The organism is Bacillus sp. RAR_M1_44, from assembly GCF_020165935.1.
Classification (GTDB): domain Bacteria; phylum Bacillota; class Bacilli; order Bacillales; family Bacillaceae; genus Bacillus; species Bacillus altitudinis.
On sequence record NZ_JAIUKX010000001.1, the window covers coordinates 1,852,835 to 1,864,701 of the forward strand.

At 39.9% G+C, this 11,867-nt stretch carries 13 protein-coding genes and 1 riboswitch; of the genes, 7 read left to right on the plus strand and 6 right to left on the minus strand.

Translation table 11 applies throughout. From position 1 onward, the window contains the following. The first annotated feature begins 162 nt into the window (after positions 1–162). Both LCD34_RS09825 and LCD34_RS09830 read left to right on the plus strand, forming a co-directional pair. Entirely contained in the window at positions 163–714 is a 552-nt protein-coding gene (locus LCD34_RS09825; RefSeq protein ID WP_224558855.1) for a PadR family transcriptional regulator, read from the plus strand. A 4-nt stretch (positions 715–718) separates the two neighbouring features. After that, complete coding sequence (locus LCD34_RS09830) at positions 719–1,207, plus strand: DUF4188 domain-containing protein (RefSeq protein WP_065461416.1); 489 nt, start codon at positions 719–721, stop codon at positions 1,205–1,207. A 10-nt stretch (positions 1,208–1,217) separates the two neighbouring features. Here LCD34_RS09830 and LCD34_RS09835 read toward each other — a convergent pair whose 3' ends face one another. Then, entirely contained in the window at positions 1,218–1,841 is a 624-nt protein-coding gene (locus LCD34_RS09835; protein WP_058213417.1) for an NUDIX hydrolase, read from the minus strand. A gap of 170 nt (positions 1,842–2,011) precedes the next feature. Here LCD34_RS09835 and LCD34_RS09840 point away from each other — a divergent pair, with 170 nt between their 5' ends. Together LCD34_RS09840 and LCD34_RS09845 are read left to right on the plus strand one after the other, a co-directional pair. Beyond that, on the plus strand, positions 2,012–2,218 hold the full coding sequence (locus LCD34_RS09840; protein ID WP_008347396.1) for a helix-turn-helix transcriptional regulator: 207 nt from the start codon (positions 2,012–2,014) through the stop codon (positions 2,216–2,218). Continuing rightward, complete coding sequence (locus LCD34_RS09845) at positions 2,215–2,895, plus strand: DUF3169 family protein (protein WP_224558856.1); 681 nt, start codon at positions 2,215–2,217, stop codon at positions 2,893–2,895. The genes LCD34_RS09840 and LCD34_RS09845 overlap by 4 nt, the downstream gene beginning before the upstream one ends. A 47-nt stretch (positions 2,896–2,942) precedes the next feature. Here the strand turns inward: LCD34_RS09845 and LCD34_RS09850 are convergent, their stop codons facing one another. Then, on the minus strand, positions 2,943–4,289 hold the full coding sequence (locus tag LCD34_RS09850) for an amino acid permease (protein WP_017359936.1): 1,347 nt from the start codon (positions 4,287–4,289) through the stop codon (positions 2,943–2,945). Positions 4,290–4,451: 162 nt separating this feature from the next. Next, a riboswitch (glycine riboswitch) is annotated at positions 4,452–4,531 on the minus strand. Positions 4,532–4,807: 276 nt separating this feature from the next. On the opposite strand from LCD34_RS09850, the gene LCD34_RS09855 reads away from it, so the two are divergent. The 3 genes from LCD34_RS09855 to LCD34_RS09865 all read left to right on the plus strand — a co-directional run bounded on the left by LCD34_RS09855 (position 4,808) and on the right by LCD34_RS09865 (position 8,575). Next, complete coding sequence (locus tag LCD34_RS09855; protein WP_224558857.1) at positions 4,808–5,824, plus strand: LacI family DNA-binding transcriptional regulator; 1,017 nt, start codon at positions 4,808–4,810, stop codon at positions 5,822–5,824. A 648-nt stretch (positions 5,825–6,472) separates the two neighbouring features. Then, positions 6,473–7,654 (plus strand): MFS transporter, encoded by a 1,182-nt coding sequence (locus LCD34_RS09860; protein WP_224558858.1) that lies wholly within the window; start codon positions 6,473–6,475, stop codon positions 7,652–7,654. An 18-nt stretch (positions 7,655–7,672) separates the two neighbouring features. Beyond that, entirely contained in the window at positions 7,673–8,575 is a 903-nt protein-coding gene (locus LCD34_RS09865) for a shikimate 5-dehydrogenase (RefSeq protein WP_017368407.1), read from the plus strand. 46 nt (positions 8,576–8,621) lie between these two features. Here LCD34_RS09865 and LCD34_RS09870 read toward each other — a convergent pair whose 3' ends face one another. From LCD34_RS09870 to LCD34_RS09885, 4 genes are all read right to left on the minus strand, one after another. Then, positions 8,622–9,815, minus strand: a complete 1,194-nt coding sequence (locus LCD34_RS09870) for an MFS transporter (protein ID WP_060832790.1) — start codon at positions 9,813–9,815, stop codon at positions 8,622–8,624. A 282-nt stretch (positions 9,816–10,097) separates the two neighbouring features. Further along, a complete protein-coding gene (locus tag LCD34_RS09875) occupies positions 10,098–10,574 on the minus strand; it encodes a hypothetical protein (RefSeq protein WP_116306558.1) in 477 nt (158 codons plus the stop codon). Positions 10,575–10,908: 334 nt separating this feature from the next. After that, positions 10,909–11,328, minus strand: a complete 420-nt coding sequence (locus LCD34_RS09880; protein ID WP_116306560.1) for a hypothetical protein — start codon at positions 11,326–11,328, stop codon at positions 10,909–10,911. Positions 11,329–11,485: 157 nt separating this feature from the next. Then, entirely contained in the window at positions 11,486–11,848 is a 363-nt protein-coding gene (locus LCD34_RS09885) for a hypothetical protein (protein WP_116306562.1), read from the minus strand. Positions 11,849–11,867: the final 19 nt, after the last annotated feature.

Below are 11,867 nucleotides of genomic sequence, written 5' to 3' on the forward strand. Positions count from 1 at the left end.
TCGTTCACTCTATATGAAGGATTCATCTCATTGATTAACAAATCAGTGATCTCTTCACCTCCTTTCTAGCATTTATTTTTTTCTCATACCTCTTGTATCTGCAGTTATACATCGTTTATTATATATCTAAATGATATATCTTTTAGATAGGTGTGTTAATCAATGAAAAAATACAATGATACGACGTATGCGATTTTGGGGATTTTAACGACAGATTGTAAGTCTGGGTATGAAGTGAAGCAATTAATTGATAGGAGCTTGCATCACTTTTGGAAAATTAGTTATGGACAAATTTATCCAGCTTTAAAGTTAATAGTCGAGGAAGGGCTTGCGAAGGTTTCACCCACTTCTACAACTGGCCGCTCAGACAAGCGGGAATATCATCTAACTGAAAAAGGGCTGGACACGTTGAGTCAATGGCTGGCGCAGCCGCTCGATCAAGTACCATCAGAACGAAATGAGGTGTTATTAAAGTTATTTTTTGGTCAATATCTTTCGTTTGAGAAAAAATTGGTGCTTTTACAGGATTATGAGAGGCAGCTCCGTATCCGTTATGAGACATATGTTGCGATTGAACAAAACATTCAAGAGCTGTATCCAGATGAAGCTGATGCGAAGTATTGGCTGTATACGTTAGATTACGGAAAGAAAGTGGCGCAGGCTGGAATTGATTGGTGCGTGGAGACCTGTGAATCGATGAAGGAAGAAGGGTGAACAAATGAAAAAAAATATACGTGCTGGCAGGTATACAACAGACAATTCTGAGCCGATTGTTGTGTTCATTATCGGAATGAGAATCAATAAACGCTGGGCTGTTCATCAATGGCTGCCAGTATTTAAGGCGATGCCGGGGATGATCAAAGAACTTTATACACATCAAGATGAACTTGGTTTTCTCGGGACAGAAAATTACTTCGGTTTACGCACTACCACCATGATCCAATATTGGAAATCAACAGAGGACCTCCTTGCCTATGCCAAGATGGAGAAGCATTTGACTGCTTGGAAAGAATTTAACCAAAGAGCACGACATAATGACGCGGTCGGAATTTATCATGAAACGTATCAAATTCAAGCCGGCTCATATGAATCTATCTACGTGAACATGCCTTCATATGGATTGAGCCAAGCGAAAGCGCCCATCCTAATTGGAAAAGGGAAAGGAAAAGAAACCGCAAAAGAACGCCTTTCTACAACAAATTCCTAGAGCTGATTCTCTAGGAATTTCTTTTTGCAACCATCACAAAATGTTTTAATATGCGGGCAGTTAATCCCCAAATGGTGTAACGATTGTAATCATAAAACCACTCCTCAATCGAACGACTCCCCCAGCTGTATTTTTCACCATTCATGATTTTTTCATAAGGAAAGTCCTCTCCTGGTGTTGGCTGCACCGATACATGGTGTAAGTACGGTTCGTATTGGCTGAGCCATGATAGAGGCACAGTAAAGGTCTCCTCTACTTCTTCTTGATTAAAGGAATGTTTGACCTGCTGTTCATCAATAATCCCAACAAATGGATATACCACAAAGGATGGTGAGGCAATATAAGGGCTGAGCTGCCCTAAAACCTTGATGGATTCGGGCGGAATTCCTAGTTCTTCATATGTTTCCCGCAGTGCAGCTTCTTGTGCGGTTTCCCCGCCGTCGAGTTTGCCTCCTGGGAAGCTAATATCGCCAGGCTGTTTTCTCATCGTCAGTGATCGCACTTCAAATAAAACATGCCATTCCCCGTCTACTTGCACCAAAGGGACAAGGACTGCCGCTTTGAACGCTGTCTCTTCTCCGATAAATAGCGGCTGTGATTGATGTAAGTCACTTTTTAATTGATCAATGAACATGGGCATCACCTATTTTCTGTTTCTCTTTTCTTTAGCGTATCATTGATTCTCTTTTGAATAAAGGCGATCTTTCTGACAATTATTTTTATCATTTTGACAACTATACTTGTCAAAATGAATATAATACTTTACAATCAAGATAACATTTTGATCAGAGTTGAGGTGACAGAATGAAAAATCGGCTAAAAGAGTTGCGGGCACGTGATGGTTTAAACCAGACGGAGCTTGCGAAACGGGCAAAGGTTTCCCGCCAGACGATTAGCTTAATGGAACGAGATGAATTAATGCCGTCTCTCTTACTTGCTATGAGGCTTTCACGTATTTTTCAAGAACCCATTGAACATATTTTTCTATTCGAGGAGGATGAACTCACATGAAAACTGTATACAAAATGCTCTTAGGTGCTCTCCTTGGTTTTCTCGGTGCTTACTGTTTGCTGGCAGCCGAATTTGAGCTGACACTTCTGCAAGCTGCATTTGAAGCAACTCTTGTCATCACTGGCTTGACAGTTCTATTCATCATTTATTGTTTTTCAGGCATTTCGCGCATGAAGAAAAGAGTCTCTCTTTCAGTATCTGGTGATGAGGAGGATGAACTCGAGGCAAAACAGTATCGAACCTTTACTGATGTAACGTTAGCTAATACGGTGAGTACCATTTTATCGATTATTGCAATTGGAATTTCCATCGTAACCGAGCAGCCACTCTGGCTGATTCTCGCAAATGCTGCCTTATTTTTGATCACCGTCATTCTTTCTTATGGATCGATCTCTGTCCTAAAGCTCGTCTATCCTAATCGTCACCTACCTAGTCCAACCGATAAAGATTATGGCAAAAAACTGCTCGCCATTTCTGATGAAGGCGAAAAGCATGTGATGCTCGATGGGCTTTTTCACACTTTCCAAATGATGAATATTTTATTGACCGGTGCCATGTTTATTTTGATTGTCTATTCTCTTGGCGCCAATCACTCTCAGCTCTTCTCCATCATCGTCGTTGGACTTGTTCTGATCATTCTTAATGCATACTATATGTTGAAGATTCGAAATCGTTAAATAAGCAAAAGCACAGACCTTTAAAAAGGCTGTGCTTTTTTCGTTCATTATGCTGAACGGCGTTTCTTTCGTGCATAAATCAAAAATAGAAACCCAAACCATACGGGTGTCAATAACAGGGCTGGACGTGTTGCATCAGCGAAAAGCATGATGACAAGAATGGCAGCAAAGAGCACAAGAACCGCTATATTCACAAAAGGTGTAAATGGCGCTTTAAAGGTAGACGCCTTATGCAGTTCAGGACGTGTCTTCTTATATTTCAGATGGCATATTAAAATAATACTCCATACCCAAATGAAACAAATGGCACTGATCGTTGTCACAATACCAAAGGCTTGTTCAGGAATCAGCTTGCTTAAAAGAGCCCCTACTGACACCACAATTGTCGAAACAAACAGGGCATTACTTGGAACAGCATGCTTATTTAGTCGGCCAAAAGATGCCGGTCCTTGTTTTTGATGACTGAGATTATACAAAATTCGGCTCGTTGAGAACATACCGCTATTACAAGCAGACGCCGCAGATGTCAGGACGACAAAGTTGATGAGTCCCGCCGCTACTGGTATCCCAATGAGCCCAAAGGTTTTCACAAAAGGACTTTCTGATGCACTGAGTTCTGTCCATGGGTTGATGCATAGTAATACAAAAATCGCACCTACATAGAAAAAGAGAATTCTTAATGGAATTTTATTAATCGCAGACGGGATATTTTTTTGCGGATTCGCTGTTTCTGCTGCTGACACACCGACAAGTTCCACGCCCACATACGCAAAAATCACCATCTGGAATGACAATAAGAAGCCTGTCACACCATTTGGAAATAATCCTCCGTGTGACCACAGATTCGTTACCGTCACGGGCCCTGCATCTGTTTGAAAACCAATGATTAACAGGACAATTCCAACGCCAATCAACAGTAATATCGTAATCACTTTAATAAGTGCAAACCAAAATTCCATTTCTCCAAAAAGCTTCACCGTTAATAAATTAAATCCTAGCAAAATCAATAAACAAATAATAGCAGGAATCCACTGCGGAATATCAAACCAGTACTGCACATACACCCCGACCGCAATAACATCCGCCATCGCTGTCATAATCCAACAAAACCAATACGTCCATCCTGTCACAAAGGAAGCCCATGGTCCAAGATAATCCTCTGCTATATCCGTTAAAGACTGATAGCCCGTCTTAGATAAGAGCAATTCTCCAAGTGCCCTCATGACAAAAAAGATGGCCATTCCGACAATTAAGTACGCAAAAATGATCGATGGTCCTGCCAATTGAATAGCCTTTCCAGACCCTAAAAACAGCCCAGTTCCAATCGTTCCGCCAATGGCAATTAATTGAACATGACGGTTTGATAAATCTCGCTTTAACTCTTGTTGTGCCAATTTCAACACCCTCCTACGACACGATCCTATACTGAAATAATGAACTCTCAAAAAGTCCATAAAAAAAGAGATTGGATGCGCTCCAATCTCACGGTCATAAAAGAATAGCAAAATAGAGAAAAGCAATACACAGTATGATCCATGCATCACAAATACAATATTTCGTACTCTTCTGTCCTTTTGCCTGAGATTGTGAACCCTTCGGCGCCGCACATACATGCGGTCTCTCCAGAAGCTGCTCCTGCCATAGTGTGACCCACAGCAATCATAGCCTTCGATATTTACTTTAAATGTTGCTATTTCTGAATAATTTTATATTTTACGCCTCTAAAAGAAAGCTGTCAATGGTAATCTTTTAAGATGTTGTTTCCTCCTTATCTGAAGCCGATATGACATCACTTCATCAACACCCCTTGATTAAGGTATAATGAAACAAAGAATGTTCGGCTAGTTTGGTGGAGACATCCATCTTGATGATGAACCATAGTTAGGCAATCCAATGAAGTTGGTGAAGACAAATGAAAAAAATGAACAAACAGCGTGTGACATTACAAGAAGTCGCTCGGCATGCCGGTGTATCGACTTCAACGGCCTCACTCGTTGTTCGCAACAACCCTAGGATCTCTGAAGCCACCCGGAAAAAAGTGCTGCAATCTATGGAGGATTTGGGATACGTGTACGATCGCGTCGCTGCCAACATGCGGTCGAAAAGTTCAAATATTGTGGGTGTGATCGTCACGGATATTTCAAACACCTTTATTTCTGAATTTTTAATCGGTGTGCAAACCACACTTGAGTCACTTGGCTATACCGTTTTACTTGGGACAACCTTTGATAGTGTGGATAAGCAGGAGCGGCTCATTTCCACAATGGTAGAGCACCGAGTGGGTGGAATCATCTTAAATCTAGCATCGAAGAGCTCGACACGAACGGTGAAACAATTAAACAACATTCGCACACCAAAAGTATTGGCAAATCGTGAATTAGCAGATGTCCATTGTGATTATGTCGGCGTTGATTATGAACAAGGCACTTGGATGGCGGTCCGTCATCTTCTTCAAAAAGGGCATCGCCGCATCGCCTTCTTAGGTGGAATCAAATCCTCCTCAACTTGGATTGAACGGATGAAAGGGTTCAAAAGAGCCCATGATGATGAAGACATAACGATGGATGAATCTCTTATTATCGATATGGTGCCTACCCGTGAAGGCGGGAAAGAAGCCCTTGCCCAAGTGATTGACCTTCCCGAACCACCTACTGCTATTTTTTGCTTCAGTGATTTAGTGGCGTTTGGGGTGATTCAAGAATTGGCAGCGCGTGACATCAAGCCTGGTGAAGACATTGATGTAGTTGGGTTCGATAACATCCCTGAAGCGGAGATGTATCACCCGCCGCTCACCACAGTCTCATCTTTCCCACGATCAATTGGAGTCAAAGCAGCCAACCTTTTGTATCATAAAATGAACGAGCAGGATGAAGAACTGCAGCGATTGATATTAAAGCCTCAACTTCATATTCGAGAAACCTCGACATGATCATGAAAAGGAGAATTGCAAAGCGATTCTCCTTTCAGATTGTTGACAAAGGGCTAAAATGAACTTTATTTTAGCCCTTTGTCTTCTTTTCAGCGTGATAGAAAACCTTTGCAGTCTAGGAAGGACGAGCACCGGAGCAGAGCGAATTTGACATTCGTGAGCACCGGAGCGCAGGACTGACAAAGAATGCGAGGGTTTGTCTACACGCTGAAAGGAGAATTGCAAAGCGATTCTCCTTTTTTTATTGAGCAAGTCAACTATTTCTTTATTACATTTTTCTTTTTTTAAATCGCAAAGTCATAAACTTGACACATTTTATACACAGGAGTATATTTATCTCGTTGCTTCTTTTAGTATATCGTTATACCTTTTGTGAACATATCGTTATTTATGATATCAACTACAGTTAAAGATGGATCTTTTGATTCTGATCAAATCGAGGAAGTCCATCAACTTATGATAACTGTTATTATTTTTAATTATTTAGTAGAACGATGTACTCATTTGAAGAACAGATGAATATTCATTATTTTTTCATCAATCACACAAGGGGTGTTGTGATGGACTTAATATTATTTACGTTTAAGGAAATAACAAAGGGTAACAAGAATTTGGCCCGAACAGGGTTTCAAATATAGGAGTGGGAACATGAAAAATCCATACATTAAATCATCACTTGGCATGTATTTAAACTACTTCATGCTAGGCATGATCAATATTATTGTGGCATCAAACATGGAAAGCTTATCTGAACGCTACCATGTAGATATTCCAAAAATCAGCTTGCTTGTATCAGCAATCGGGATCGGTAAATTAATTGCTCTCTTTTTCTCTGGCCGGCTGGCAGACAGCTGGGGGCGAAAACCTGTCATTATTACAGGTAACTTTCTCTACTTATTATTCTTAATTGGGATTCCAACGACGACCAATTATACATTGGCTTTCATTTTTGCCATTTCCGCAGGGATTGCAAACTCATTGCTTGATTCAGGGACATATCCTGCTCTGACAGAGTCATTTCCTAAAAAAGCAAGTTCAGCTTCTGTATTAGTGAAGGCGTCTGTATCAATTGGTGCGACTGTTCTTCCATTTATCTTGGCATTCCTTATTGCACATGACATCTTCTGGGGCTGGGCATTCTTTGGTCTAGGACTTCTTTATTTACTTGTAGGCATTTACTTGATCTTTATGCCGTTCCCAGATCATAAACAAACGACTTCTCAAGACGATCTTCCCGTTCAAGAGCAAATGAAGGAAGAACCGAAAATGTTTGGTGAAGGTTTAGCTGTTGTACTTATGGGATTCACGTCTACTGCATTATTTGTCGTATGGCAAACTTGGCTTCCACAGCTCGGGTTGAAATTGATTGGGCTTGGCTCAGGACAAGCGACACAGCTTCTTTCTTATTTTAGTATTGGTGCACTCGTATCTGTTCTATTGCTTTCAATCGTATTAGATAAATTAATTTCACCAATTATGGTCGCTATTATTTACCCAATCGGGGCATTCCTTGCCATGCTTTCACTATTTCAAATTGAAACGTACGGCATTGTCATTGTTAGTACCTTTTTCTTAGGATTATTTACAGCCGGCATTTTCCAGTTGGCGATGAGTATTATGATGAAATTATTCCCTACAAACAAAGCAACGGCTTCATCATATGTCAACATTGCGGCAAGTTCAGCGTTTATCCTTGTTCCGCTGATTACAAGCGGACTCGTTAGCACGTACGATATTAAAATGACTTTATTCTTCGATATGATCATTGCGGTCATCAGCGTATTGTTAGCAGTCTTTGTTTTACGACGCATGAAAAAATTGTTTAGATAATTAAAGGAGATGTCAATCATGACAAACATACACGAACGTAATATTGATGGAAAAACAAAATTAGTCGGTCTTCTTGCAACACCAATCGGGCACAGCCTGTCTCCACGGATGCACAACCTTGGCTATACACTAACAGGAATCAACTATGCTTACCTTGCTTTTGAGGTAGGAAATGATGAACTAGAAGCAGCAGTAAACGGGATGAAAGCAATGGGTGCAGCTGGATTTAACGTATCCATGCCGAACAAAATGAAAGTACTTGATTACTTAGATGAACTAGATGATTCTGCAAGACATACTCGAGCAAGCAACACAGTTGTAAACAAAGATGGCAAGCTGGTTGGCTACAACACAGATGGTCTTGGTTACGTAAGAAACTTAATTGAACATGGCGTTGAATTAGCTGGACAAAAGGTTACACTCGTTGGATCTGGCGGCGCTGCAACTCCGATTGCCATTCAGCTTGCACAATCAGGTATTCGTGAAATTAGTATTTTTGCTCGTAATGATCAATACTTTGTTCAAGCAGAGGAAAATGTAAATTACATCAACAACGAAATGAAATCATTCGGTGTCAAAGCGAATATCTTCCCACTTGAAGACAAAGACGCTTTCCGTCGTGAAGTAGCTGAAAGTGCGATCTTAGCAAACGGGACAAGCCTTGGCATGAAACCATTAGATGAGCTTAGCATTATTGACGATACCCTTGATGTATTACGCAAAGACTTAATCGTGACAGATGTCGTCTACAACCCGCAAAAAACAAAACTTCTTGCTCAAGCACAAGAAGCTGGTGCCAAAACGATTAACGGTCTTGGCATGATGCTATGGCAAGGTGCCCTTGCGTACAAACTGTTTACTGGCGAGGATATGCCTGTTGAACAAGTGAAACAAATTCTATTTGAAAATGACCGTTTCTAAACGAAACACAGAAAAAAGACGACCTCCGCTTTGGAAGTCGTCTTTTTTATTCGTGTATCATCACACGGCGATATCGATAAAGGATATACACCGCGCCAAGGATCGCCACAACAGCCACACCCGCATCAAATATAAAGATTTGCAAAATCGTCGAGTGGGTTTCGATCAAACCAGTGACGACCGGAATCACAATGGCGGACACTCCGCCTGCTGTTGAGATAATTCCTGTCATCGTCCCTTTGTTTTTCCAGAAGAACTCAGCCATTACGGTTAACGTCAGCTGAAAGACACCCGCTGTTGAAAAGCCCAATACAAATGCATTGACGGTCCCGATGACTGGAGACTTCACGACCAATAGCACACAGATAGAGGCTAATGTAATAATCGGATAGAGTAGCAGCACGGTGACCGGACGAACAATACGGCGCAAAAGAAATGCGAGCAATAAGACAGACAGCAAACCGCCCATGCTATAGTAACTAAGCAGCTTCACAGCACTGCCAGAAGCCATCCCCAAAATTTCCTCACCGTACGTAGGCAGCCAAATTTGCGGCAAGGCGTACAGACCATTTGATGTAAAACTGATCACAATCAGTGCGACCCCTTCTCTCCAAAACGTAGGCTCTGATGAGAAGCGTGGAAGTCCATCATGCTCCGTCACCTGAACTTGCTCCACCTTGCGATGATTCGGAAATGGCAATGTCCACAGCATGATCACATTCACTAAATAAATAAAAGCAGGTAAATAAAACGCAAATCCATAAAACAGATCATGCTCTGCTAAAAAGAAAATAGCGAGCGGCAGAATGGTCGCCCCAATCGAAATAAACGCCTTCACCATCACATTTGCAGATCCCGAGTTTTGAGGAAAAGCTTCCATTAAAGCCGGATACGTCCCTGCATCCATCGCCGAATTCGCCACCCCTGCCAAAATCGCAAACGCAAACGCGATTTGATAATTCGGAGACAATGGGATTCCAATGAGGAACACCGCCATCAGCACCCCCGAAACCAAAATGACCGGCTTTCGTCCAAAACGATCTGACAGTACGCCCGATAGACCATACGTGAGCACCCTGCCAATACCGAGTGCAGATATCATATAACTTATCCCCGCACTATTTGTATCTAATTGTTTGATCAAAAATGGCATATTTGAAGCCAAAATAATATTGACCATACCTAATAAAAAATAATTGATATAAAGACTAGAAGCCGTTCTCAAATACGGATTCCTCATGCTGACACACCCCTCAACACATTGCAATGAAGTGACAAATAATGGTTACGCTTACAAGATTCATGCGTGAGGAGAAACAGCTTTGCAACCTTCACGTACTTGAAACATCTCATCATTTCATACAGCTTACATGCCCTTCATTTATCAAGCATCTCTTCAAATTTTCACTAGCTCTTATTTTATATGAATGTGAAAGGTAATGATAGTGAATTGCTTAAATTTGAGGGAAATGGTGATAGAGAAAAATCCTTGTCATTTTTTGAAATGAAGCTTGATCTAAACTCACATTCCCCAAATACTAAACTCATAAAAATATTCTGTACGCTCTATGCATAATCCAAAATGAAAATCCTCTGCTATTAAAATGAAATCTCCGTATCCACTTAAAAACTTGGTTTGCTCAAGAAGTTGATTTAAATGATGAAACACTTCATCCACATTCACTAAAAGCGCTTCAATTTCATGATCTCGGAAAAAAAGCAATCTCCCTTGTTTAGGAGTCTCTTTTATCCTCCCGACCATTTCATTTAACATTTGTGTAGACTTTTCAATATGCTCTAGATAGTTGTCTCCATGTATTTGACTTTTATGTTCTCTCGATTGCAGGAAAGTAAATACCTTCTGACAAAAAAATTGATTCTCTTCGACCTCCAAAAAAGGGGGTTCTGGAAGTGTCATATAGCTTAATTCGTTTATTAAGTGCTTTCTTCTGCTTTTTCTTTTTAAGGTTTCGATTTTTGTTTTTCCTTTATTATTCATAGGAGCACCTCCACAAGGCGTATAAACATTGCTCTCTAGACATCTCCCCCTTGAAAATTCCACCAGGCTACATGGTGGAATGAACTGATTTCTAGATAACTATGCTTTTTTTCAAAATTTCCGGATATAAATCTAGGAAATCAATATAAATGGGGACTTTGTATAATTAAATGTACGTAATAATGAATCTTATGTTGTTTAAAATCCCGAATAAATACATTCCTACTTACTCTTTTTACAATGTGCCATTTTTCATCAGTGTAAATTAAATAATCTTGATCAGTATAAAACCAATCAAGATCTTATTTCATCATTAAATTTCAGCAATAACGGACTAATTTGAATGTATTTTTGAAATGAAACCTCGAAGAACTGTCTTTGCTGGTAGGTTCGCAGTAGTAGTCAACTTTTGATTTATACGTTCTGTAATCTGAGGATGTTTCAGTACTATTTTTTTACCCTCTTCAATAGGATAACTTCTTAATGTATCAATACAAATCTCAAATAATTCCGCATCATTAGTATTCAGCAAATCCAATAAAATATGAAACTCATATTCATTGCACTCATTATCGAGACAGTACGCAATTTTTCGCTGCCACTCTATTAGTTTATTGAGTACCTGTTTTGATAGTTCTTCCCAATCGTTTAGGCTAAAATACGAGAGTATCTCACTTACTAGTATATATCCTTCATCGTACCAAGAATCTACCGTTGTATCAGCGGATAAAAGTTTATCCAGTTCTATATACATTTTTAATGCTCCAATGATGGTTCCACATATTTTTCTTTTTAAGCATTGTTTGGTTTTTATTCATTATAAGACCACCACCTTCAAGCATGTACTGCTCTTAGAAACGGCAAAACAGAGAAGCACTAGCTTTATTAACCTCGTAGAAATACATACAGTTTTATTTCCACCAGTTAGATGTAATTTCTTTTAAATGAAATTCTATAAAATCTATCACTTTGCTATAGTCATCAGAGCTAAACTCCTGAATAGGATTGTCCCAATCTGTATTTTTAACTATTAGAACAAGATAGTTGCCATCTGAAGATAAATCGGGATACCAACCTACGTCCAATGTTATTGATGATTTCTCATGATAAAGCTGTAACAAACTTTCAGTGAACATAAACCATCTTTCATCTTCTGTTTCTAACTTTCTAGGGTCAATTTCCCAAAAATGATTATAACGGACATTCCAACCTTCAGTTATCCTCAAGGGATGAATGTTTACTTCCGGAATATCAAGTTTCACATGCTTTCTCATCTTTATCCGACCTCTTTGT

Bases quoted from the DNA above. Each gene is read 5' to 3' on its own strand.
- LCD34_RS09855 (WP_224558857.1), top strand. From the start codon at position 4,808: ATGAAAAAAATGAACAAACAGCGTGTGACATTACAAGAAGTCGCTCGG.
- LCD34_RS09860 (WP_224558858.1), top strand. From the start codon at position 6,473: ATGAAAAATCCATACATTAAATCATCACTTGGCATGTATTTAAACTAC.
- LCD34_RS09880 (WP_116306560.1), bottom strand. From the start codon at position 11,328: ATGTATATAGAACTGGATAAACTTTTATCCGCTGATACAACGGTAGAT.
- LCD34_RS09885 (WP_116306562.1), bottom strand. From the start codon at position 11,848: ATGAGAAAGCATGTGAAACTTGATATTCCGGAAGTAAACATTCATCCC.
- LCD34_RS09870 (WP_060832790.1), bottom strand. From the start codon at position 9,815: ATGAGGAATCCGTATTTGAGAACGGCTTCTAGTCTTTATATCAATTAT.
- LCD34_RS09865 (WP_017368407.1), top strand. From the start codon at position 7,673: ATGACAAACATACACGAACGTAATATTGATGGAAAAACAAAATTAGTC.
- LCD34_RS09825 (WP_224558855.1), top strand. From the start codon at position 163: ATGAAAAAATACAATGATACGACGTATGCGATTTTGGGGATTTTAACG.
- LCD34_RS09830 (WP_065461416.1), top strand. From the start codon at position 719: ATGAAAAAAAATATACGTGCTGGCAGGTATACAACAGACAATTCTGAG.
- LCD34_RS09875 (WP_116306558.1), bottom strand. From the start codon at position 10,574: ATGAATAATAAAGGAAAAACAAAAATCGAAACCTTAAAAAGAAAAAGC.
- LCD34_RS09845 (WP_224558856.1), top strand. From the start codon at position 2,215: ATGAAAACTGTATACAAAATGCTCTTAGGTGCTCTCCTTGGTTTTCTC.
- LCD34_RS09840 (WP_008347396.1), top strand. From the start codon at position 2,012: ATGAAAAATCGGCTAAAAGAGTTGCGGGCACGTGATGGTTTAAACCAG.
- LCD34_RS09835 (WP_058213417.1), bottom strand. From the start codon at position 1,841: ATGTTCATTGATCAATTAAAAAGTGACTTACATCAATCACAGCCGCTA.